This is a genomic window from Bradyrhizobium sp. MI1.4, assembly GCF_055811315.1.
Map to the genome: position 1 here is coordinate 272,669 of NZ_JBVVPP010000001.1, position 22,569 is coordinate 295,237.

23 protein-coding genes are annotated in these 22,569 nt (G+C 63.9%); 11 read left to right on the top strand and 12 right to left on the bottom strand.

Annotated elements, in window-relative coordinates:
* Entirely contained in the window at window positions 1-399 is a 399-nt protein-coding gene (locus AC0L23_RS01365; RefSeq protein ID WP_018454432.1) for an MAPEG family protein, read from the top strand.
* 182 nt (window positions 400-581) lie between these two features.
* Window positions 582-1,349: an outer membrane protein gene (locus AC0L23_RS01370; protein ID WP_018454433.1), complete on the top strand. Its 768-nt coding sequence runs from the start codon at window positions 582-584 to the stop codon at window positions 1,347-1,349.
* 65 nt (window positions 1,350-1,414) lie between these two features.
* On the opposite strand, the gene argC is transcribed toward AC0L23_RS01370, so the two are convergent.
* From argC to AC0L23_RS01385, 3 genes are all read right to left on the bottom strand, one after another.
* Window positions 1,415-2,398 (bottom strand): N-acetyl-gamma-glutamyl-phosphate reductase, encoded by a 984-nt coding sequence (gene argC, locus AC0L23_RS01375; RefSeq protein ID WP_085358768.1) that lies wholly within the window; start codon window positions 2,396-2,398, stop codon window positions 1,415-1,417.
* Complete coding sequence (locus AC0L23_RS01380; protein ID WP_085353489.1) at window positions 2,395-3,063, bottom strand: FMN-binding negative transcriptional regulator; 669 nt, start codon at window positions 3,061-3,063, stop codon at window positions 2,395-2,397. The genes argC and AC0L23_RS01380 overlap by 4 nt, the downstream gene beginning before the upstream one ends.
* A 223-nt stretch (window positions 3,064-3,286) precedes the next feature.
* On the bottom strand, window positions 3,287-3,817 hold the full coding sequence (locus tag AC0L23_RS01385; protein WP_018454436.1) for a DedA family protein: 531 nt from the start codon (window positions 3,815-3,817) through the stop codon (window positions 3,287-3,289).
* Between the two features lie 273 nt (window positions 3,818-4,090).
* On the opposite strand from AC0L23_RS01385, the gene parE reads away from it, so the two are divergent.
* The 4 genes from parE (at window position 4,091) to AC0L23_RS01405 (ending at window position 8,570) form a co-directional block, all read left to right on the top strand.
* On the top strand, window positions 4,091-6,133 hold the full coding sequence (gene parE / locus AC0L23_RS01390) for a DNA topoisomerase IV subunit B (RefSeq protein ID WP_018454437.1): 2,043 nt from the start codon (window positions 4,091-4,093) through the stop codon (window positions 6,131-6,133).
* 455 nt (window positions 6,134-6,588) lie between these two features.
* Entirely contained in the window at window positions 6,589-7,371 is a 783-nt protein-coding gene (locus tag AC0L23_RS01395) for an outer membrane protein (RefSeq protein WP_085353490.1), read from the top strand.
* 221 nt (window positions 7,372-7,592) lie between these two features.
* On the top strand, window positions 7,593-7,778 hold the full coding sequence (locus AC0L23_RS01400; RefSeq protein WP_007591540.1) for a hypothetical protein: 186 nt from the start codon (window positions 7,593-7,595) through the stop codon (window positions 7,776-7,778).
* A gap of 21 nt (window positions 7,779-7,799) precedes the next feature.
* A complete protein-coding gene (locus AC0L23_RS01405; protein ID WP_085353491.1) occupies window positions 7,800-8,570 on the top strand; it encodes an SDR family NAD(P)-dependent oxidoreductase in 771 nt (256 codons plus the stop codon).
* Between the two features lie 108 nt (window positions 8,571-8,678).
* On the opposite strand, the gene AC0L23_RS01410 is transcribed toward AC0L23_RS01405, so the two are convergent.
* Together AC0L23_RS01410 and AC0L23_RS01415 are read right to left on the bottom strand one after the other, a co-directional pair.
* On the bottom strand, window positions 8,679-9,449 hold the full coding sequence (locus AC0L23_RS01410; protein WP_085353492.1) for an outer membrane protein: 771 nt from the start codon (window positions 9,447-9,449) through the stop codon (window positions 8,679-8,681).
* Between the two features lie 179 nt (window positions 9,450-9,628).
* The gene (locus AC0L23_RS01415; RefSeq protein WP_085358781.1) at window positions 9,629-10,885 is read right to left on the bottom strand and encodes an FAD-dependent oxidoreductase; all 1,257 of its coding nucleotides are present in this window, start codon (window positions 10,883-10,885) and stop codon (window positions 9,629-9,631) included.
* A 119-nt stretch (window positions 10,886-11,004) separates the two neighbouring features.
* On the opposite strand from AC0L23_RS01415, the gene AC0L23_RS01420 reads away from it, so the two are divergent.
* Window positions 11,005-11,139 (top strand): hypothetical protein, encoded by a 135-nt coding sequence (locus AC0L23_RS01420; RefSeq protein ID WP_256465053.1) that lies wholly within the window; start codon window positions 11,005-11,007, stop codon window positions 11,137-11,139.
* 135 nt (window positions 11,140-11,274) lie between these two features.
* Here the strand turns inward: AC0L23_RS01420 and AC0L23_RS01425 are convergent, their stop codons facing one another.
* Window positions 11,275-12,789 (bottom strand): caspase family protein, encoded by a 1,515-nt coding sequence (locus AC0L23_RS01425; RefSeq protein ID WP_085358770.1) that lies wholly within the window; start codon window positions 12,787-12,789, stop codon window positions 11,275-11,277.
* Between the two features lie 211 nt (window positions 12,790-13,000).
* On the opposite strand from AC0L23_RS01425, the gene AC0L23_RS01430 reads away from it, so the two are divergent.
* From AC0L23_RS01430 to fabA, 4 genes are all read left to right on the top strand, one after another.
* A complete protein-coding gene (locus AC0L23_RS01430) occupies window positions 13,001-13,966 on the top strand; it encodes a helix-turn-helix transcriptional regulator (RefSeq protein WP_085353493.1) in 966 nt (321 codons plus the stop codon).
* A gap of 272 nt (window positions 13,967-14,238) precedes the next feature.
* Window positions 14,239-15,810 carry a DEAD/DEAH box helicase gene (locus AC0L23_RS01435; RefSeq protein ID WP_085353494.1) on the top strand — a complete coding sequence of 524 codons (1,572 nt, stop codon included), beginning with the start codon at window positions 14,239-14,241 and terminating at the stop codon, window positions 15,808-15,810.
* Between the two features lie 166 nt (window positions 15,811-15,976).
* Entirely contained in the window at window positions 15,977-17,044 is a 1,068-nt protein-coding gene (locus tag AC0L23_RS01440) for a GGDEF domain-containing protein (protein ID WP_085353495.1), read from the top strand.
* 105 nt (window positions 17,045-17,149) lie between these two features.
* Window positions 17,150-17,680 carry a bifunctional 3-hydroxydecanoyl-ACP dehydratase/trans-2-decenoyl-ACP isomerase gene (gene fabA, locus AC0L23_RS01445; RefSeq protein WP_085353496.1) on the top strand — a complete coding sequence of 177 codons (531 nt, stop codon included), beginning with the start codon at window positions 17,150-17,152 and terminating at the stop codon, window positions 17,678-17,680.
* 60 nt (window positions 17,681-17,740) lie between these two features.
* Here the strand turns inward: fabA and AC0L23_RS01450 are convergent, their stop codons facing one another.
* From AC0L23_RS01450 to sufC, 6 genes are all read right to left on the bottom strand, one after another.
* Entirely contained in the window at window positions 17,741-18,181 is a 441-nt protein-coding gene (locus AC0L23_RS01450) for a TfoX/Sxy family protein (RefSeq protein ID WP_018454449.1), read from the bottom strand.
* Between the two features lie 181 nt (window positions 18,182-18,362).
* Window positions 18,363-18,773 (bottom strand): HesB/IscA family protein, encoded by a 411-nt coding sequence (locus AC0L23_RS01455; RefSeq protein WP_007609828.1) that lies wholly within the window; start codon window positions 18,771-18,773, stop codon window positions 18,363-18,365.
* Window positions 18,774-18,847: 74 nt separating this feature from the next.
* Window positions 18,848-19,219, bottom strand: a complete 372-nt coding sequence (locus AC0L23_RS01460) for an SUF system Fe-S cluster assembly protein (protein WP_085353497.1) — start codon at window positions 19,217-19,219, stop codon at window positions 18,848-18,850.
* Complete coding sequence (locus AC0L23_RS01465) at window positions 19,216-20,463, bottom strand: cysteine desulfurase (protein WP_018454451.1); 1,248 nt, start codon at window positions 20,461-20,463, stop codon at window positions 19,216-19,218. Before AC0L23_RS01465 ends, AC0L23_RS01460 begins: the two co-directional genes overlap by 4 nt.
* The gene (gene sufD, locus AC0L23_RS01470; protein ID WP_085358772.1) at window positions 20,460-21,764 is read right to left on the bottom strand and encodes a Fe-S cluster assembly protein SufD; all 1,305 of its coding nucleotides are present in this window, start codon (window positions 21,762-21,764) and stop codon (window positions 20,460-20,462) included. The genes AC0L23_RS01465 and sufD overlap by 4 nt, the downstream gene beginning before the upstream one ends.
* 11 nt (window positions 21,765-21,775) lie before the next feature.
* On the bottom strand, window positions 21,776-22,528 hold the full coding sequence (gene sufC, locus AC0L23_RS01475) for a Fe-S cluster assembly ATPase SufC (protein WP_007609807.1): 753 nt from the start codon (window positions 22,526-22,528) through the stop codon (window positions 21,776-21,778).
* Window positions 22,529-22,569 lie beyond the last annotated feature (41 nt).

Here is a 22,569-nt window from a genome sequence, read left to right on the forward strand (position 1 = left end):
ATGACGCGTGAATTGTTCTGGCTGACACTGACGGTGGTCCTGACTGGAATCCTCTGGATTCCCTACACCATCAACCGCTGCCAGATTCGCGGGCTTGGTGGTGCGATGGCCAATCCCTCGCGCACCGACAAGCCGCAGTCGGAATGGGCGAACCGCCTGATGTTCGCGCATGACAACGCCGTCGAGAACCTCGTGCTGTTCGCGCCGCTGGTGCTGATCCTGAATGCGATCGACTACTCCTCGAAGTGGACGGTGCTTGCCTGCGCCGTCTATTTCTGGTCGCGCGTTGCGCATCTGATCGTCTATGCGATGGGTATTCCCGTCTTCCGCACCCTCGCCTTCACCGTCGGTTTTCTCGCCCAAGCCGTGCTGGCGCTCGCGATCTTCAAGGTGCTCTGATCGGCCCCGGTTGGGTTGGCGCCTGCAACGAACGGGTGAAATCTCGAAGGCCTATCGCGGCTGCCGGTGTTGCCGAATGACGACAGTGCGGAAAAAAGCAGCAATGCCCTCTTGGGCTGACACGATGGATCGCACATCCAGAGGTATATTTGCCCATCGCAATTGATTGATTCGGGGCAGACATGAATTGGAAGATTGCATCCGCCGTCGGCGCGTTGTCGCTCGTTGCCGTCGCGACCCAGGCTAACGCCGCAGATCTCGCCGCCCGTCCCTACACCAAGGCGCCGCCGATGATCGCCGCGATCTATGATTGGAGCGGCTTCTACATCGGCGCCAACGGCGGATATGGCTCGTCACGCAATTGCTGGGACCAGACGGTTGGTTTCGCGGCCGGCGTTGCGGAAGGCTGCCATGACGCGACGGGCGCCGTCGCCGGCGGCCAGATCGGTTATCGCTGGCAGAGCAGCGCCTTCGTATTCGGCCTCGAAGCGCAGGGCGACTGGGCGGACCTCTCCGGCCGGAACGCCAGCACCGTGCTCGGCGTCGCGAACCGCACCCGTGTCGATGCTTTCGGCCTGTTCACCGGCCAGATCGGCTACGCCTGGAACAGCGCACTGCTTTACGCGAAGGGCGGCGCCGCCGTCACCCGCAATCGCTACCGCGGCATCGGAACCGGCGGTCTGGCCGGAGCCGAGTTCGACGGTGCCGACGACACCCGCTGGGGCGGCACGGTCGGCGTCGGCATCGAATACGGCTTTGCGCCGAACTGGTCGGTCGGCCTCGAATACGACCATCTGTTCATGGGCCGGCGCGACGTTACCCTCACGGCAAACGGCGTGCTGGCACCCGTCGGCACGTTCTCACGTACCGACCGCATTGGCCAGGACGTCGACTTGATCACGGCCCGCATCAACTACAGGTTCGGCGGCCCGATCATCGCGAAGTACTGAGAAGCGCCCCTCGCGGCCGTCATGCCCGGGACAAGCCCGGTCATGACGAGCAGCGAATGTTGCTCCTACGCCTCCGGCAATCCCAGCATTAGTCGCATGTTCTGCACGGCCGCGCCGGACGCGCCTTTGCCGAGATTGTCGAGCCGCGCGACCAGCACCGCCTGATGGTACTTGTCGCTGGCGAAGACGTAGAGCTCGAGCGTGTTGGTCTCGTTGAGCCCTTCCGGCTCGAGCTTGCCACCCTTGGTCGTCTCGTTCTGCAGCGGCATCACCGAGACGTATTTCGAGCCGGCGTAACGCTTTGCCAGCGCGGCCTGGAGATCGGCGCCGCTGGGCTTGCCGGGCAGCGTGTCGAGCTGGAGCGGCACCGACACCAGCATGCCCTGCCGGTAGTTGCCGACCGACGGGATGAAGATCGGCCGCCGCGTCAGGTTCGAATAGAGCTGCATCTCCGGCAGATGCTTGTGCTCGAAGCCGAGGCCGTAGAGTTCGAAGGACGGCGCGCTGCCGTCCTCGAAACTCGCGATCATCGACTTGCCGCCGCCGGAATAGCCGCTCACCGCATTGATGGTGACGGGATAGTCGCGCGGCAGCAGGCCGGCATCGACGATCGGTCGCAGCAGCGCGATCGCGCCGGTCGGATAGCAGCCGGGATTGGACACCTTCTTCGCAGCCTTGATCTTGCCAGCCTGATCCGGCGTCAGTTCCGGAAAGCCATAGGCCCAGTCGGGCGCGACCCGGTACGCGGTCGAGGCATCCAGCACCTTCGGGCCCGACGGCCCCATGCTGTCGATGAGCGCAACCGTTTCCCTGGCAGCATCGTCGGGCAGACAGAGGATGACCAGATCAATCTTCTCCATCAGCGCCTTCTTGGCCGCGGGATCCTTGCGCTTGTCGTCGGCAATCGTCTTCACGACCACGTCGCTCTGCAGCTTCAGCCGCTCGTTGATGCCAAGCCCGGTGGTGCCGGAGCCGCCGTCGACGAAGACGGTGGCCGGCTTTGTCGCAGCGCCAGTGGTCGGTGCTTTCGTCGTTTCAGTGAGGCTCATGGCGCGCTCCTTTCGAGCATGTTGGTTTCGGATGCGAAGGCCTCCGGCCTTACGTCCTGCATCAGTTGCGCGATCTCCCTGGCGTCGGCATGGGCTTGCGCGCCAAGCGCATTGGCGATCGCCATATAATCGGCGTCGGACTTGTGCTGGTTGAGCTTGAAGCTGGCTTCGACCTCCTCAACCGTCATGACCAGACCCACGATCGCCTTCTTCATCGCCTCGAGCCGCCCGGCCGTCATCTTGCCCGACGTCCACGGCTTCTTCGGCAACAGCCAGTTTTCGAACTTGTTACTGAGCGTATCGATTTGCACGGCCAGTTCACCATCCGACAACAACCGCACCGGCCCGGTCAGATGGACCGACTGGTACAGCCAGGTCGGCACCTGATCCGGCGAGACGTACCAGTCCGGCGACACGTAGGCATCGGGGCCGTTGACCGCGAGGAGCCAGGAGGTCGTCCCGTCCGCAAGCTTTAGCAGCGGATTGTGACGGGCGACATGAAACGCGGCCTGCGGCGTGCCGTCCGCGGCATAGGTCAAATAGAACGGCAGCGGCGAGGCGATCGGCTTGTGGCCGTCGAAGGCGCACATGGTGCCGAAGCCGCGCGTGTCGGCGAATTTCAGGCTCGCGGCGCGGTCCTGCTTGAAAAAGGGTGGCGTATACATCGTAGTCTCCTGCTGGCCTCCTTGGTGGCCGCCGGATCAGATCGCACTGACAGGAGAGAGAATGCCGCGGATCGGATCCAGCGGCAAAGACGATGATCTCAAACGCGATCGACCGCCCAAACCGCTAAAGAGCGGCGGCGGCGACGGGCGAACAGGATGGTCGCGGCGTTGATCATGGCGCGGTGCTATAAGGCCAGCTGCGGTCGCCGTCAAGGTTCCGACGTCACACCACGCCCCAGATCCATTCCATGATCTTGGCGATCACATCTCCGAACAGCAGCAGCGCCGCCGACCAGATCAGTGCCGAGACGAAATTGGCGGCCTGGAAGCTCCAATAGGGCATCTCGAAAATGCCGGCTGCAAGCGGCACGGAGGCACGCAAGGGGCCGAAGAAGCGGCCGATGAAGATGCTCGGCACGCCCCAGCTGCGCACGAAGGCCTCGCCTCTGGGCAGGAGTTCCGGATAACGCGAGAGCGGCCACATCTGCGCGACCTGCTCCTTGTAGCGATAGCCGAACCAGTAAGAGACCCAGTCGCCCAGCGCCGCCCCGATGCCACCGGCGATCCAGACCGGATAGAAGCTGATGCCACTCGCGCCGATCAGCGCGCCGATAGCGACCAACGCGCCCCAGGCCGGGATCAGCAGCGAGATGAAGGCGAGCGACTCCCCGAATGCGAGCACGAACACGATGGGAGCTGCCCACGTCTGGTGAGCGCGCACGAAATCGGCGAGTCCGTGCGCAAACTGCTCCATTCAAAAATAGCCTTTCCGTCCTGCCCGAAGGTGCTGCTCGATGAAAAGGACTGGTAAGCCAATGACTTGTGTGACATCAAGTCACAAAGCCAAGTCCAGCCGGACCGGACCGTCACATTGCCGGGAATTGATGGGGATGCCGCGTAAAATCGCCGGGATTGGTTCCCAACCACACCGCCCGGCCCGCCCCGCGATAACCTTTCCAGGCGAGAAGTGGCATAGTCGGCCCAACCGATTCGCCGCTCATGCGGCCCTCAAAACGCATAAAGATATATGTCCAAGCAGTTGAAGCCCAAAGCAAAAGACGATTTTTTCGGCGGCGATGAGCCCAAGCCCCGCGCCGCCAAGGCCGCCCCGCGCGCGGGCGGTGCCGAGGCCGACTACACCGCAGCCGACATCGAGGTCCTCGAAGGTCTGGAACCGGTGCGCCGCCGGCCCGGCATGTATATCGGCGGCACCGACGAGAAGGCGCTGCATCACCTCTTCGCCGAAGTCATCGACAACTCGATGGACGAGGCGCTCGCGGGGCATGCGACCTTCATCGGAGTCGAATTGAGCGCGGACGGCTTTTTGACCGTCACGGACAACGGCCGCGGCATCCCGGTCGATCCGCATCCAAAATTCCCGAAGAAGTCGGCGCTCGAAGTCATCATGTGTACGCTGCACTCGGGCGGCAAGTTCGACTCCAAGGTCTACGAGACCTCGGGCGGCCTGCACGGCGTCGGCATCTCCGTGGTGAACGCCCTCTCCTCGCTGCTCGAGGTCGAGGTCGCGCGCAGCCAGAAACTCTATCGCATGACGTTCGAGCGCGGCCACCCAAAGGGCAAGCTCGAGGATCTCGGCAAGATCAACAACCGCCGCGGAACCCGCGTGCGCTTCAAGCCGGACACCGACATCTTCGGTGCCAAGGCAGCGTTCAAGCCGCAGCGCCTGTTCAAGATGACGCGTTCGAAGGCGTATCTGTTCGGCGGCGTCGAGATCCGCTGGAATTGCGCGCCCGAACTGCTTAAGGGCGTCGACGACGTGCCGGCGGAAGCGACGTTCCACTTCCCCGGTGGCCTCAAGGACTATCTGGCCGCCGCGATCCACGCCGACACGCTGGTGCATCCCGACATCTTCTCCGGCAAGTCGGGCCGCAACGGCGCGCATGGCGCCTGCGAATGGGCGGTGGCCTGGACCGCGGATGCCGACGGCTTCCTGTCTTCCTACACCAACACTGTGCCGACGCCCGACGGCGGCACGCACGAATCCGGGCTGCGCAGCGCGCTGCTGCGCGGCCTCAAGGACCACGCCGAACGCGTCGGCCAGGGCAAGCGCGCGTCGTCCATTACGTCAGAAGACGTGATGGTGGGTGCAGCCGTGATGCTCTCGGTGTTCGTGCGCGAGCCTGAATTCCAGGGCCAGACCAAGGACCGTCTCGCCACCGCCGAAGCGCAGCGCATCGTCGAACAGGCGATGAAGGATCCGTTCGACCATTGGCTGTCGGGCAATCCGAACCAGGCCAACAGGCTGCTCGACTTCGTGGTCGACCGCGCCGAGGAGCGGCTGCGCCGCCGCCAGGAGAAGGAGACCGCGCGCAAGACCGCCGGCAAGAAGCTGCGCCTCCCCGGCAAGCTCGCCGATTGCAGCGATGCAGGGTTGGAAGGCTCAGAACTCTTCATCGTCGAGGGTGACTCGGCCGGCGGCAGCGCCAAGCAGGCGCGCGACCGCAAGACCCAGGCCGTGCTGCCGCTGCGCGGCAAGATCCTCAACGTCGCGTCCGCCGGCAAGGACAAGCTGACGGCGAATACGCAGCTCGCCGACCTCGTGCAGGCGATCGGCTGCGGGATGCTCGCGCAGTATCGGGAAGAGGATCTGCGCTATCAGCGCATCATCATCATGACCGACGCCGATGTCGACGGTGCCCACATCGCTTCACTGCTGATCACCTTCTTCTACCGGCAGATGCCGCGGCTGATCGACGAAGGCCATCTCTTCCTCGCCGTGCCGCCGCTCTACAAGCTGACCAACGGCACGAAGTCGGTCTACGCCCGCGATGACGCGCACAAGGCAGCGCTGATCAAGAGCGAGTTCAACGCCAACGCCAAGGTCGAGGTCAATCGCTTCAAAGGCCTCGGCGAAATGATGCCGGCGCAGCTCAAGGAAACCACCATGGATCCGGCAAAGCGGACCATGTTGAAAGTGGTTCTGCTCGCCGACGACCGCGACACCACGGCGGATTCGGTGGAGCGCCTGATGGGCACCAAGGCCGAAGCGCGCTTCGCGTTCATCTCGGACAAGGCCGAATTCGCCAACGACGACCTGCTGGACGTCTGATCCGCAGGCGCTGCCCGGTCGTATCCATCCAGAGCCCCGGCATGATGCCCGGGGCTCTTTTGTTTTTGGGAGATGACAACCGCTCTTTCCCGCCAATCCTGCCAACGTTCGCCTCGATTTCGTTGATTCCCGGCCTCATCGCGCCGCGACTCGGCCAACGACTCACCGAGCCATGACTGATGCAGGACTGCCTCCATTTCGGACAAAGCCGAATTCGCTAACGAGAAGCTACCAAAACGCAAATCGCAAAATTCGACGTACTGCATTGATAATGCGTACTTATTTCACATTTCCACGACGGCACCCAGAATCCCTGCCGTGCGGCGTTTCCCGGCGACTGTGCCTGCTCTGCAACAGCATTTCGGAGAGAAGCAGGTATAGTCCGGGACATCAGATCACACGGACTTCAGTGCGCTCGCGCCTGCCAGACAGACCAAAGCTTGGGGATTTTTAAGATGAAGAAGATTTTGCTCGCACTGACCGCGGTTGCCGCGATGACCGGTTCGGCCTCGGCCGCTGACCTTGGCGCCCGTCCCTACGCGAAGGCGCCGATGGCGGCTCCCGTCGCCAACTGGACCGGCTTCTACATCTTCGGCGGTGGCGGTGGCGGTCTCTCGAACGCCGACCAGCACGTGCAGACGACGGTTGGCGCAGTTCCCCTGACGATCGATCAGCGCCAGGGTGGCTCGGGCTGGTTCGGCACCGTCGGTCTCGGCTACGACTGGCAGTTCAGTGGCACCTGGGTCGCCGGCGTGTTCGCTGACGGTCAGTTCGGCAGCATCCGTGCTACCATTCAAGATCCCCTGCTCGGCATCACCGGCAACCAGAAGCTAGAAGACTCCTGGGCCGCTGGTGTGCGCCTCGGCTGGCTGGTCGCTCCGAACGTTCTCTCCTACGTCAACGGCGGTTACTCCGGCGCCCACTTCGGCAGCACCAACTTCATGACCTTGGCTGGCGCTCCGGCCGGCGTTCACCTCAACGGCTACAACCGCAATGGCTGGTTCATCGGCGGCGGCGTTGAGAACAACCTGAACATCTTCGGCATCCAGTCGCCCGGCTGGTTCATGAAGACCGAGTACCGTTCGGCCTTCTACAATGCAAAGACCCAGGACATCCTGTTCGATGCCGGTAACCTCCCGGTCGGTCAGAGCATTCGCGCCAACAGCTGGAACCAGACGATCTCGACTTCGCTGGTTTACCGCTTCAACTGGACCGGTCCGGTCGTCGCGAAGTACTGATCCGAACGCAAGTTCAGACGTCAAAGCCCCGGCATCGTCCGGGGCTTTTTCGTTGTACGGTGCTTCAGCGGACCTTGCGTATGGACATGCATCCGCCCTGCGGCCTGCATCAGCGGCCATTGTATCCCGACCACGGCTACGGCTAGTCTCCCGGCAAGTTTTCGGGCCGCGGCAATCGTCATGTCGCGTCACGACAGAAGCAAACCGCCGGGGAGGAATGCATGCGCAGATTTCTGCTTGTAGCAGGCCTGTTTGCCCTTGCCGTCGGGCTGCTCTGGATCGGACAGGGTACGGGCACCGTCGCGTGGCCGCGATCGAGCTTCATGGTCAACCAGCTGCAATGGGCCGGCTATGGCGCAGCCATGGCCGGCTTCGGGCTGGTGCTGATCTGGCAGAGCAACCAATAGAAGAAACCAGGGAATAGCAGCATGACATCCAGTCGGTTCGATCTGCGCGGCAAGGTCGCGATTGTCACGGGAGGCAATGGCGGCATCGGGCTCGGCATGGCCCGTGGCCTCGCCGACGCCGGCGCCAACATCGCCGTGGTCGGGCGCAACGAAACCAAATCCGCCGCCGCCATCGCCGACCTCAGCCAACGCGGCGTGAAGGCGATCTCTGTTGCCACCGACGTCACCGACAAGGCGGCCATCGCCGCGATGATCGATCGCGTCGTCGGGGATCTCGGCCGGATCGACATCCTCATCAACAATGCCGGCATGAGCATCCGCAAGCCGCCGCACGAGCTCGAGCTCGACGAGTGGAACACGGTGATCAACACCAATCTCACCAGCGCCTTCCTGTGCTCGAAGCTGGCCTATCCGGCGCTGAAGGCGTCCGGCAACGGCAAGGTGATCAACATCGGCTCGATGATGTCGATCTTCGGCGCGAGCTTCGCAACGGCCTATGCGGCGAGCAAGGGCGGCATCGTTCAGTACACGCGCGCCTGCGCCAATGCGTGGGCGCCCGACAACATCCAGGTCAATGCCATCCTGCCGGGCTGGATCGACACCGATCTGACCCGCGGTGCGCGGCAGCAGGTATCGGGATTGCACGAGCGGGTGCTGGCACGCACGCCTGCGGGGCGGTGGGGCGACATCGACGACTTCGCCGGCATCACCGTGTTCCTCGCCTCATCCGCCTCCAACTTCGTCACCGGCACCGCGATCCCCGTCGATGGCGGGTTCTCGGTGATGGCGTAGGCCGCACCAATAAATCTGCACACAAAAAAGAAGCCCCGGACAATGCCGGGGCTTTTGAATTTGGGCAGTGATCGTCTTTTATGGCTGCTTGGTCGTTCGTTGACCCACTTAGTAGCGGGCGATGACCGGCGCGTCGAACTTGTAGCTGGCGCGCACGACGGCCCACTGCAGGTCGCGCGGCTTGGCATCGAAGCTGTAATTGCCGGAGGTGCCGCCGAGTTGATAGGTCTGGCTGGCGAAGGCTGCGTAGTTGTATTCGAGGCCGACGATCCAGTTGCGGGTGATGCCGTATTCCCAGCCGGCACCGACGGTCCAGCCGTTGGCCCAATGGGTCTGACCGCCGGAACCGGTGGCCGGACCGACCGTATCGGTGACCGACAGACGGTTGTTCACGCCGGCATAGCCGCCCTTGATGTAGAACAGGTTGTTCTGCACGGCGAAGCCCGCGCGACCGACGACCGTGGCAAGCACATTGGTGCGCCAGGAGAACACGTCGTCACCCGCGCCGAACGCGGTGTTCAAGAACGAGCCCTTGTTGTCGAGGCCCGAGATCGTGCCTTCCATACCGAACACGTAGTTGTTGGCCTGCCAATTGTAGCCGATCTGGGCGCCGCCCAGGATGCCGGAGTTGCGCTGACGGTAGCCCTGCCCCGGGGTCAGATCGCCAAACGGTGCGCCGGTCCCGTTGTTGATGAACTGCTCGTTGGTCCATGCACCGCCGATGTGGCCGCCGACATAGAAGCCGCTCCAGTTGAACATCGACTCCATATAGGCCGGCGCCTTTGTGTAGGGCCGAGCACCGAGATCGGCGGCGGAAGCGGCGCCGGTCGAAATCAGAGCGGTCGTGCAGGCGAAGGCGGCAATCAACTTGTTACGCATGGTACACCCCGTGTCCTTTGATGGGTGCACGCTCACACGCAGGTCTTACTCAAATTTGAATCAAGACAGTTAAGACGTCGGATTGGCAAGCAGCGCGCCTTCAATCCGTTTGCGCTGTTGCACGCAGGCAACGCGCCGAGCGCGATTTAACGCCGCGTTATCCCTACCGAGCCCTTGCGCTACCGTGCCGGCGCAGCCTTCGACTGCACGTGCTCGGGCCGGACGCCAAGCGCGAGCAGGCGCGCCGGAATGCCCTGGAGCCACGGCAGCGCGGTGATGAGGCGCAGGACCAGCGGCACTTTCAGCGGCCGGTCGCCGCCCTGCAAGGCGCCGCTGATGATGTTGTTCTGCACGATCATCTGCATCCGCTGCGTCATCTTCACCGGGAATTCGCGGCGACGGCGCACGGCATCGAGTTCGTCCTCCGACGGGCAGCCGCGCTGCAGCTCGTCCGCCAGCAGGTTTGCGGTCGCGACCGCATCCTGGACGGCGAGATTGACGCCGACACCGCCGACCGGCGACATCGCATGTGCGGCGTCGCCGATCAGAAGCAGGCCCGGCCGCGTCCAGCGCGGCAGGCGGTTGATCGCGACGGTGAGCAGCTTGACATCGTCGAAGTTCTTCACCTCGGCTATGCCGCTCTTCAGGACCGGCGCCATGCGAACGACGTCGTCGAGCAGCGCCTGCAATCCCCTCGCCTTCACCGCGTCGTATTGTCCCTTGGCGATGACATAGGCGCACTGCCAATAGTCGCCGCGGTCGAAGGTGATCATCATCTTGCCGGGCTCGACGCGCGCGAACAGGATCTCGGTCTCGTTCGCCTTGCGTTCGACGCGGAACCACAGCACGTCCATGGGCGCGCCGATCTCCTCGACCTCGAGGCCGGAATGCTGGCGCACGGTCGAATGCCGGCCGTCACATGCGATGGTGAGATCAGCTTCGATGTCCACGATACCGTCAGGCGTATTCGCCCGCACGCCGGCGATGGTCTCGCCGCGGCGGATCAGATCGACGGCCTCCGTGTTCATCATCACCTGCAGCGAGGCGAAGCGCTGGCCGGCCTCGCGCAGGAAATTCAGGAAATCCCATTGCGGCATGAAGGCGATGAAGGGGTACTTGGTGCGGAGCCGGCTGAGATCGGCGATGCGAACGGGGGTACTGCCGAACAGGCCGTCCAGCTTTTGCAAGCGCTGATGCGGCAGCTTCAGGAATCCGTCGATCAGGCCGAGCTCGTCCATCACCTGGAGCGTCGAAGGATGCACGGTGTCGCCGCGGAAGTCGCGGAAGAAATCCGCATGCTTCTCCAGCACCACGACATCGATGCCGGCGCGCCCGAGGAGATAGCCGAGCATCATGCCCGCCGGTCCGCCGCCGACGATGCAACACCGCACCTTCAGCGGGGAGCCCTGGGGACGCTGCAACGTATCGGGTTTCACGGTCGGGTCCTCCTTCACGAGCCAAGCATTCTTTGCAGTGCAGCAAGCAAGATTCATTTGCTGCGGTTGTGAATGGCCGTTAGCCTTGCCTCCAATTCCGACTCATTCGGGAAATTGCAGTGCAGACAATCCTCATACTGCTCGGCGTCTGGATCCTGATCAACGTGCTTTTCGTCTTGATCATGATCGCACCGCGCAGGCCGCCGCTTGCGCCGGTGCGCATCGAACAGAACGGTTATCCGCACGAGGAGTAGGTCAAGCTCCTGCCGCGCCAAGTCATCATCTCGATCGCGATGGGCGCTTTCTTCCCGCTGACCCCGTCCTTGATCGAGGCCCTCAAACGCTTCATCCGGAAGCGCCGCGAATAGCTAAGCGGCCTGCTCGACACCTCAGTTGTTGCTGCGGTTCGCGCTGCGGAAGCTCTTGATCTCCGACACGCTGCCGTCGCGATAGGTCAGCTCCACCGAGATGAACTGCGTTGCCGGCGCGAGCTTCATGGAGAGCGGCATGCCGGCGCTGATCGCACTGGGATCGCGCATGTCGCAGCGCGGCATCTTCAACACCTGGTTCGGAACGGCGGTATCGATGCCGATGCGCACCTCGCGGATGGCGCAGCGGTAGGACACTAGGTGCGTGTAGTAGACCAGCAGCCCGTTGAACTCGCGGAATGACAGCCAGCTCGTCGCGGTCATGTCCAGGATCTTGCGCTGGTCACGGATCAGCGCGGCTTCGGGATCGAACCTGATCGGGAACGGCCCCTGCATGTCACCGGATTGGTCGACATAGCGAACCTCGATGGTGCCGGCCTGCGCGTCCGGCGGCAATTCGATCGACGGGTTCGGCATCCTCTTGCGCGTGCGCGGGTCGAGCGTATCGATGAAGCCGGTTTCGCGGAAGTCGCCGTTGCCGGCCATGCGCCAGGAAACGCCGAGGGTCGGATCGGCAAAGGAGAACACCACGCTCCAGCCGCCATTGTGACGCGAGAAGCTCGCGATCGGCGCGTTGGTGGTCTCCTCCTTCGGCACGCGCGGCACCGACACCGGTGGCAGCGCCGCGAGCTTCTGCGCCGGCGGATCGGCCGGGCGCGCGGCGGCATCCTTGGCGATGCCGCTGAGGAAGACGTCATCGACCATCTGATCGAAATAGACCGGCACCTGCCTGTGCTTGACAGTGTCGGCCATCTCGCTCACGAGACGGCGCGTACGCTGCGCCACTTGCACCAGGTTCTCGCCGGGCTGGAGCAGTTCCTTGGCGAAGGTGCGCGTGAATACCGAATTGGGATTGGCGTCGTCATTGGAGAGGCGGTCGAGCGCGGTCTGGCGCGGGCCCGCCGAGAAGACCGAGAACACGCCTTCGGGCAGCTGCACCATCGGGGCAAGCCCGCCGCCACCGGAGACGGCGCGGGTACCCTTGCGCTCGAACGGGTTGTTGCGGCAGGCGTCGAACACCAGGATCGAGGTCCGCGCCTTCTTGTTCTGGAGGCGCTCGACGATGCGATCGGCCAGGATGGAGGCGTCACGCACCAGTTCTTCCTGCCCTTCCGTCGCCGCGGGCACGTCCGTCGGCAGCAGATAGTTCTGGCCTGCGATCTCGAAGCCGTGGCCGGCATAGAAGAAGAACGCGGTGTCGCCGGGCTCGATCGTCCGATCGAACGCGAGCAGCGTCTCCGAAAATTGCTGCCGGCTCTGGTTTTCGGCGAGCATCACGGAGAATCCGAGCTGCTTCAGCGTATCGCCCATGGTGCGGGCGTCGTTGACCGCCTTGAGCAGCTTCGGAACGTTCCTGTAGTCGTTGTTGCCGACGACGAGCGCAACGCGCTTCTCGGCACAGGCGGGAAGCGCGAAACCGCTGAGGCCGGCCGCAAGGCCAAGCGCTGCCAGTACTCTGAGAAGCCGACGCGTCATCGAAAATCCCTCAAGAACGGCCCCACGCCGGTTCCCTCGAACAGCGGTTCATGGGAACCGCGCCTTTGATGTGATAGTCGGCCCAGCCACATCGCTGGTTCAACCGCCCTGAGGACTCAGGTCTGTTGTCCAGCCTATGGTAGATGCCACCGGAATTTGCTTTTTCTCGGTCAATTCTTGTGGGCAATTCCGCTGGAAGCGAGGGGCCGCCGTGTATCGCTGGTGCACCGACGAGGTCGAGCCGCACGACCGCTTCGACTTTTGGCGCGAGGTGCGCGCCAAGGGCCTGTTCGGCGTCACCGTCGAACTCGAGCCCGAACGCCGCGCGAACTTCTTCGGCGAATTCTCGCTGCGCCGGCTTGGCGGAGCCGGCCTCGTCGAGCTGAAGGCCTCCCATTACACGGTCGAGCGCAGCGTGACCGACATCGCTCACGCGCCGGGCGACAGCCTCTGCGTCTATCAGCAGCTCGGCAGCGGCGCGTGGTTCGGCGGCATGCGCGGCAGCGACTTCACGATCGCCAATGGCAGCTTCGCCACCAGCCATACCGACCAGACCTATCGCGCCACGCCGCTGGGCACGGGCGGCTTCCACCTGCGGATCCTGAAGATTCCCGTGAGCGGCCTCTCCATGCAGGACAAGCGCATGCGCGAGCTTGCGCCCCGGACGTTCGACGATCCCGGCTTGAAGCCCCTGCTCGACGCCTGCTTCGCCGATCTCGGTACGGTTGCCGCGGGTGATGACGGCGCCGCCGATGCCGCTTCGCTCGTCGAGGCTTTAGCCCATCTGGCGCTGATCGAGCGCGGCATGCTGCGGGCCGGCAGCCGCCTCGGGCAGGCCGCGCTGCGGACCGCCCGGCTCTCGCAGGCGCGGCGCCTGATCGCGCGGCACCTGCAAGACCCAAATCTGGCGCCGGCCATGGTGGCCGACCTGCTCGGTGTCTCCGTGCGTCACCTGCACATGCTGTTCGAAAGCGCGGCAAGGAGTTTTTCGCAAACCGTGACGGACGAACGCCTGAACCAGAGCCGCCGCTTGATGCGCGAAGCCCCGGACCGGTTGATTGCCGACATCGCGACCTCCTGCGGCTTCGAGAGCGTCGCGACCTATTACCGGGTCTTCAACGCCGCCTACGGGATCGCGCCCGGCGACTTCCGCGCGCAGGGGCCGGAGGGGCGCTAGCCGACGTTTGGGCGGAAAACCGCAGCCGCTCCCACTATTTGGGCGAAAACCTCAGGTTTTTTAGGGCCTTCCCGCGCCCGCTCCATTGACTTTGGCCGATTCCCCCCTATGTTCCGTGGCGACGCGGCTCAGATCGAAGAGCGATTCCTGAGTTTGGCGCTTTGTTCGCGTGAGTCAGCACCCCCAGCTTCTTTGAGAGCGCGCCGTTTTGGGGTGGAACGCGACAGCCTTATTACCCTCGATTCCGAACGGCGGTTTCGACCAGAGGCTCAATGTCTTTTACCCATCTCGGACTATCCGAAAAAGTCCTCGCTGCAGTGGCGGCCACCGGTTACACCACCCCCACCCCCATTCAGGAACAGGCGATCCCTCACGTCCTCGCTCGCAAGGACGTGCTCGGCATCGCCCAGACCGGCACCGGCAAGACCGCGGCCTTCGTGCTGCCGATGCTCACCATTCTCGAAAAGGGCCGCGCCCGGGCGCGCATGCCGCGCACCCTGATCCTTGAGCCAACCCGCGAACTCGCGGCGCAGGTGAAGGAAAACTTCGACCGCTACGGCGCGGGCCAGAAACTCAACGTCGCCCTCCTGATCGGCGGCGTTTCCTTCGGCGACCAGGATGCCAAGCTAACGCGCGGCGTCGACGTGCTGATCGCCACTCCCGGCCGCCTGCTCGACCACACGGAGCGCGGCGGCCTGCTGCTCACCGGCGTCGAGCTGCTCGTCATCGACGAAGCCGACCGCATGCTGGACATGGGCTTCATTCCCGACATCGAGCGCGTCTGCAAGCTCGTCCCGTTCACGCGGCAGACCCTGTTCTTCACCGCGACCATGCCGCCGGAGATCCGGCGCATCACCGAAACCTTCCTGCACAATCCGCAGAAGATCGAGGTATCGAAGCCCGCCACCACCGCTGTCACCGTTACGCAGTGTCAGGTCCCGGCCGGGCGCGAGGCGCACGAGAAGCGCGAGCTGCTTCGCCGATTGCTGCGCGAGGCGAAGGATCTCCAGAACGCGATCATCTTCTGCAATCGCAAGCGCGAGGTCGCCGTCGTTCACAAATCGCTGCAAAAGCACGGCTTCAGCGTCGGCGCGCTGCACGGCGACATGGACCAGTCGGCCCGCACGGCGGCACTCGAGCAGTTCCGCAAGGGCGAGCTGCCCCTCCTGGTCGCATCCGACGTCGCCGCCCGCGGCCTCGACATCCCCGAGGTCAGCCACGTCTTCAATTTCGACGTTCCCCACCATCCCGACGATTATGTCCACCGCGTCGGCCGCACCGGTCGCGCAGGGCGGTCCGGCATGGCGATCTCGCTCGTCACGCCGCTCGACCAGAAGTCGATGGTGGCGATCGAGAAGCTGATCGGCCAGAGCATTCCACGCGCGGAGGGCGATTTCGAAGTCCGCACCGATGCTTCCGACGCGAGCGAGCGTCCGCGCGAGCAGCGCGGCCGTGAACGTTCACGCGGCGGACGCGGCAAGCCGCAGCGCGGCCGCGATCGTGAGCGCAGCCACGAGCCGCGCGAACCGCGTGGCGAGGCACAGCCTTCGGCCGAAGCACGGTCCGCTCCCGAGACAGGGCCCGCTTCCGAAGCAAGGCCCGCGCGCGAGGCAAGGCCTCCGCGTGAAGCCAGACCTTCGCGTGAAGCCAGGCCGCCGCGCGAAGCCAAGCCATCATCCGAGCCGCGTGACGGTGCGCGCCAGCAGCAGGCCAATCCGTCGCATGTGCCGTCGATCGGCCGTCCCGAGCCGCGCCGCCAACGCGAAGCCGACAGCGAGCCGGGTGACCACTCGCATCTGCCGGCCTTTCTGCTGCGTCCAGTTCGCTCCCCCGCCGGCGCCTGAAGCACGATGCGCGCCCGGCTTTGGTTGAAACCAAGCCGGCGCGCACTTTTTCGGATGCATTCGTGGACGTATATTTACGGGGCGTTCACGATCGTCCGTTAGCCTACGAACATAATTTAAGTATTGCTGCGGTCGTCGGCGCGCCGGTCGCTGTGGGGTATGTTCCGTGGTCAAGGTGCTCGACGAACACGAACGCACGATGGCGTTCGCCCAGGTAGCGCTCGGTCAGATCCGATCGCTACGGCAGACGGCAATTCCCCGCAATTACGAGATCTGGTACGTCTACGCCACCGGCTACAACGCCCCGCTCAACAAGATCATCAACGAGACGCTGGCGCGAAGCGGCAAGCTGACCGAAGCCGATCTCGATCAGATCTACGAGACCTACCTCTCCCACATCAAGACCACCGAGCGCATCGACAAGGTCGGCGCGCGCGTCATCGGCGAGATCGACGACGTCATAAAGGTTCTCGGCGACGCGCTCGCGATGACCGGCTCCTACGATGCGAGCCTGTCAGACGCGACCAAAAAGCTGTCATCGGCCGAAAGCCGCGAGCAGATCAAGTCGATCATCGAGACGCTGCTGCATTCGACCAGCGAGATGCGCGAGACCAACAAGGCGCTGGAAGACCGGCTGACGCTCTCGAGGAGCGAGATCAGCAACCTCCAGCAGAGCCTGGAGGCGATCCGCGCCGAGAGCCTGACCGATCCGCTGACGGGGCTCGGCAACCGCAAATATTTCGATCGCATGATCGACATGGCCGTGCAAGGCGCGCTCGCCTCCGGCGAGCCGCTGTCGCTGCTGCTGGTCGACATCGATCATTTCAAGTCGTTCAACGATTCCTACGGCCATCTCACCGGCGACCAGGTGCTGCGGCTGGTCGGCCTGTCGCTGAAGCAGACCATCAAGGGCCAGGACATCACCGCCCGCTATGGCGGCGAGGAATTCGCGGTCGTGCTGCCCAACACCGCGCTGCGCCAGGCCCTCACGGTGGCCGATCACATCCGCCGCGCGGTGATGGCGAAGGAACTAAAGAAGAAGTCCACCGGCGAAATCCTTGGCCGGGTCACCATCTCCGTCGGCGTCTCCATGCTCAAGCAGGGTGACGACACCGATGCGCTGATCGAACGCGCGGATGCCTGCCTCTACGCCGCCAAACGCAACGGCCGCAACCGCGTGATCTGCGAGGCCGATCCGGAATTCACGGTCGAGACCCATAACCGGGTGGCGTGACGCCGAAGCCGCGCACCGCCAGCGCTTGACATTCTGACCCGACGAACGACATCTCCCTCGCCGTCTTGAGGCGTCCGACTGCGAAGATCCGGAGGACTTGTCGTCTTGCCCAATCCGCATGATTTTCACTCACCGCAACCGTCCTACACCAGGGACGAGCTGCTGAGATCGAGCGAGGGCGGCTATTTCGGGCCGGGCAATGCGCAATTGCCAGCGCCGCCGATGCTGATGATGGATCGCATCACGGAGATCAGCCTGGATGGCGGCGAGTTCGGCAAGGGCCATATCGTCGGCGAACTCGACATCGCGCCGGGCCATTGGTTCTTCGATTGCCACTATCACGGCGATGCCACGATGCCAGCGTCTCTGGGTTTGGATGCCATGTGGCAGATGGTCGGCTACTGGCTGGGATGGTCGGGCTCGCCGGGCAAGGGCCGCGCCATCGGCGTCGGCGAAGTCGCGTGCACGGGCGAGGTCACACCGAACGCGCAACGCGTGCGCTACGAGGTCTCCATGAGGATGGTCCGGCGCGGCAAGCTGGTGCTCGGAATTGCCGACGGTCGCGTGCTGGCCGACGGCGTCTGCGTCTTCACCGCCAGGGACATGCGGGTTGGTCTGACCAAGGCCGTGGAGTGAAGTCCCATCGGGTGGGCAAAGGCGCTCAGCGCCATGCCCATCATCTCCCACACCAGCACCTCAGCGGAGGGCACGCTTCGCTTTGCCCGCCCTGCGCACTGTTTTCTTCTTGGTCGGCCGCTTCGTTGCAACGGGCTTCTTCGCAACCTTCTTCGCCGCCTTCTTCACCTTGGGCGGCTTCTTCACCTTGGCGCGCTGGGCAGCAGCAAGCGCGGCCCTCGCCCATTGCGCGAGTTCCGCGGAATCGTCGAACAGGCGGGCCGGCAGCTCCCAATAGGAGTTCACCACCACGGTCTTGGCGCGGGTCGAGTATTGGAACGGCTTCGAGCCTTCCGCCTCAAAATCCGGGATGGTCATCTCGTCAGCGCGAAAAAATAGGCCGGCGCGCAAGGCCAGCGCGAAGTTGACGCCGTCGGCGGAGATGCCGTAGCCGGAGAACATTTTCCGGATGGCGACGGGGCCGAAATCGGCGAACAGGTCGATCAGAAATTCGCGGTCCATGGCTGAACTATTTCCGCACGGTCGTCCTGGCGAAAGCCAGGACCCATTCCACGGGAGGGAGTTTAGCGAAGACTGCCAGTCGTGCCAGCGTCGGTATTGGCACCGACGATCACCGCGAGATCACGCGGTATGGATCCTGGCCTTCGCCAGGACGACAGCGGAGCGATTTGCGAGAAACGGACTACCCGTCGATCTGCGCCGGGCGCAGCTCGACGGACTCGCCGCAGCCGCAGGCGGAAATCTGGTTGGGGTTGTTGAAGACGAACTGGGCCTGCATCTTGTCGGCCTTGTAGTCCATCTCGGTGCCGAGCAGGAACAGCACGGCCTTCGGATCGACCAGGATCTTGACGCCCTTGTCCTCGACGACCTCGTCGGTCGGGCGGACATCATGGGCGTATTCGACGGTGTAGGACTGTCCGGCACAGCCGCCGTTCTTGACGCCGACGCGCAGGCCAACGATCTCGGAATCGGCCCGCTGGGTCAGCTCGCTGATGCGCTGGGCGGCAGCGTCCGTCAGCCGCATGACCTGCGGGCGGGGCCGCCTCGGCTTTGGAGTGGATGCTGGTGTCGAGCCCGACGATATCTGTGTCATGTCAATGATGTGGTCCGTTGCCGAGCGAATTCAATGCCAAGGATCTAACAAGGATCTAAAGCCGAGGTTACGCGTCACCACATGTTGAGCACGAGGCGGGCCTCGTCGCTCATGCGTTCCGGCGTCCAGGCCGGCTCCCAGACCACCTTGACGTCGACCACGCCGACGCCGGGGACGCTGGCGACCGCGTTCTCGACCATGGTCGGCAGCTCGCCGGCGGCCGGGCAATTCGGTGTCGTCAGCGTCATTTGCACATCGACGGAACGATCGTCCTTGATCTCGACCTTGTAGATCAGGCCGAGCTCGTAGATATCAGCCGGGATTTCCGGGTCGAACACGGTCTTGAGCCCGGCGATGATCTCGGTGGTGAGACGCTCGGTCTCGTCAGGCGGCAGCGCCGACTGGGTTTCCATCGGATTGGCTTTGATTTCGGCCGTGTCACTCATGCGAACAAATCCCGCGCCTTCAACAGCGCCTGTGCCAGATGATCGACTTCTTCCCGCGTATTATACATGCCGAACGACGCCCGGCACGTGGCTGTGACGTTGAACCGCTCTAAAAGCGGCATCACGCAATGGGTGCCGGCGCGCACCGCGATGCCCTGGCGGTCGATCACGGTGGCGACGTCGTGGGCGTGCGCGCCCTTGAGTTCGAAGGAGATCACCGGGCCCTTGCCCCGCGCCGTGCCGATCAGCCGCAGCGAGTTGATCTCGCGCAGCTTATCCTGGGCGTAGGTGACGAGATCGTGCTCGTGCGCGGCGATGCGCTCCTTGCCGATCGAATTGACGTAGTCGATCGCGGCGCCGAGCCCGACGGCCTCGACGATCGCCGGCGTGCCGGCCTCGAATTTGTGCGGGGGATCGCCGTAGGTGACGATGTCGCGCGAGACCTCGCGGATCATTTCGCCGCCGCCGTTATAGGGGCGCATCGCGACCAGGTGGTCGTACTTGGCCCAGAGCACGCCGATGCCGGTCGGCCCGTAGACCTTGTGGCCGGTGAAGACATAGAAGTCGCAGCCGAGGTCCTGGACGTCGACTGGGATATGCACCGCGCCCTGGCTGCCGTCGACCAGCACGGGAATGCCGCGGGCGTGGGCGATCTTCACAACGTCCTTGACCGGGACGATGGTGCCAAGCGCGTTCGACATCTGCGTGATCGCGACCAGCTTGGTCTTCGACGTCAGCAGCTTTTCGAATTCGTCGATGAGGAAATTACCCTCGTCGTCGACCGGCGCCCATTTGATCACGGCACCATGGCGTTCCCTGAGGAAATGCCAGGGCACGATGTTGGAGTGGTGCTCCATGATCGAAATGACGATCTCGTCGCCTGCTTTGATGTTCGGCTCGCCCCAGGACGAGGCGACGAGGTTGATCGCCTCGGTCGCGTTGCGGGTGAAGATCACTTCCTCGGTCCGCGGCGCGTTGATGAACTGCGCCACCTTGGTGCGGCCGCCCTCATAGGCTTCGGTCGCGGCGTTGGCGAGATAATGCAGGCCGCGGTGCACGTTGGCATATTCGGAGGTGTAGGCCTGCGTCATGCGATCGAGCACGGCGCTCGGCTTCTGCGCAGATGCGGCGTTGTCGAGATAGACCAGCGGCTTGCCGTAGATCTGCATGGCCAGCGCCGGAAAATCCTGGCGCACGCGCGCAACGTCGTAAGAGCCGTTCTTGACTGCCGGATGCGTGCTCATTGGCGCCGCTCCAGCCAGCGCTCGGCAATGCCGATCACGTGCTCGCGCAGATCATCGTCGGCGATCTGCTCGATCGCCTCGCCGACGAAGGCCTGGATCAGCAGCGCCTGGGCCTGCTTCTCCGGCAGGCCGCGCGCCTTCAGATAGAACAGCAGACTGTCGTCCAGCGCACCGGCGGTGGCGCCGTGACCGCAGGAGACGTCGTCCGCAAAGATCTCGAGCTCGGGCTTGTTGTCGGCTTCCGCCTCATCCGAGAGCAGCAGCGCGCGGATCATCATCTTGCCGTCGGTCTTCTGCGCATCGGGACGAACGATGATGCGGCCCTGGAACACCGAATGGGCGCGATCGTCGATCACGGCGCGGAAAACTTCTCGGCTGACGCAGTTCGGCACGGCATGGTCGACCACCAGCGTGGTGTCGCCATGTTCGGTCTTCTGCAACAGGTTCACGCCGTTGACGGAGAGCTCGCTGCCCTCGCCTGCCAGCGTGATGAAGCCCTGCAGGCGGCTGACTGCCGCGCCGGTCGTCATGTTAAAGAAGTTCAGCTTTGTATTCGCGCCGACCGTGACGAACTGCGAGGTGATGTTCACAGCATCCGGCGAATCGTCCATCAGACGGATATGCGCGATGTCGGCATTATCGCCAACCGAGAGGATGACGGCATCGTTGACCTGGTAAGCCTTGGCGCCGGCCGCGACAAAGCTCTCGATGATGGTGGCACGAGCGCCCTTCCCGACCGCAACCTGCGAGCGGGTGAAAGCCGACGCGGAAGATGCAACCGCGACGTGAATGATCTGGATCGGCGCGGACAGCTGCGTGCCGTCGGCGATATCAAGCACGACACCGTCGGTCGCCATCGCCGCGTTCAGCGCGATCACCGCATCGATGGCCGCGGTCCTTAACAGACCGGAATCCTTCTCCAGCGTCTCCCGCAATGTCTTAAAGCCCGCCTCGGAGGCGAGCGCCTTGACGTCGGAGAGATCGGGAGCGAACACACCGTCGACCAGCACCAGCTTGCGGGCGCCGGCGATCGCATGTGCTTTCACCGCGTCCGCGGCGCGCTTCAACGCAGTCGCATCGGGCGCAGCCGCGAGCGGCAGTACCTCGCCGACCAGCGCGCGCAGATCGGTGTACTTCCACTCCTCGATCCGGCGGTGCGGCAGGCCGAGACGCTCATAGGTCTCGAACGCCTCGCGGCGTACCGCGATCACGGAAGGCGAACCCGGCAGCCGGCTTTCGGCGCTGGCGAAGAGATCGCTCACCGCGCGGCCGTTTCCGGTCTTTGCCACAGCAACGTTCATCTCAAAATTCCTTACGCGGCGTCCTCGAACTGGGCGTAGCCGGACGCTTCCAGCTCCAGCGCCAGTTCCTTGCCACCGCTCTTCACGACACGGCCTTTTGACATCACGTGCACGACGTCAGGCACGATATAGTTCAGCAGCCGCTGATAATGGGTGATGACGACCATCGCGCGCTTGGGCGAATGCAGCGCGTTGACGCCGTCGGCTGCAATGCGCAGCGCGTCGATGTCGAGGCCGGAATCCATCTCGTCGAGGATGCACAGGCTCGGCTCGAACAGCGCCATCTGCAGCACCTCATTGCGCTTCTTCTCGCCGCCGGAGAAGCCGACATTGACACCGCGCTTGAGCATGTCCTGCGGGATGTTCAGCGACTTCGAGACTTCGCGGACTTTCTTCAAAAAGTCGGGCGTCGAATATTCGCCCTCGCCGCGCGCCTTGCGCTGCGCGTTCAGCGCGGTGCGCAGGAAATTCATGGTGGAGACGCCGGGGATCTCGACCGGATACTGGAACGCCAGGAACACGCCCTTGGCGGCCCGTTCGTTGGGCGCCATCGCGAGCAGGTCTTCGCCCTTGAACAGGATCTCGCCGTCGGTGACCTCGTAACCAGGCTTGCCGGCGATGACGTGGGACAGCGTCGATTTGCCGGAGCCGTTCGGCCCCATGATCGCGTGGATCTCGCCCTCGTTCACGGTCAGCGTCAACCCATGGAGGATCTCACGCTCCTCGACACGAACCTTGAGGTCTTTCACTTCAAGCAAAGCCATCTTGGTGTCCAGTTTATTCAAATGATGCATAGGGCGCGCGA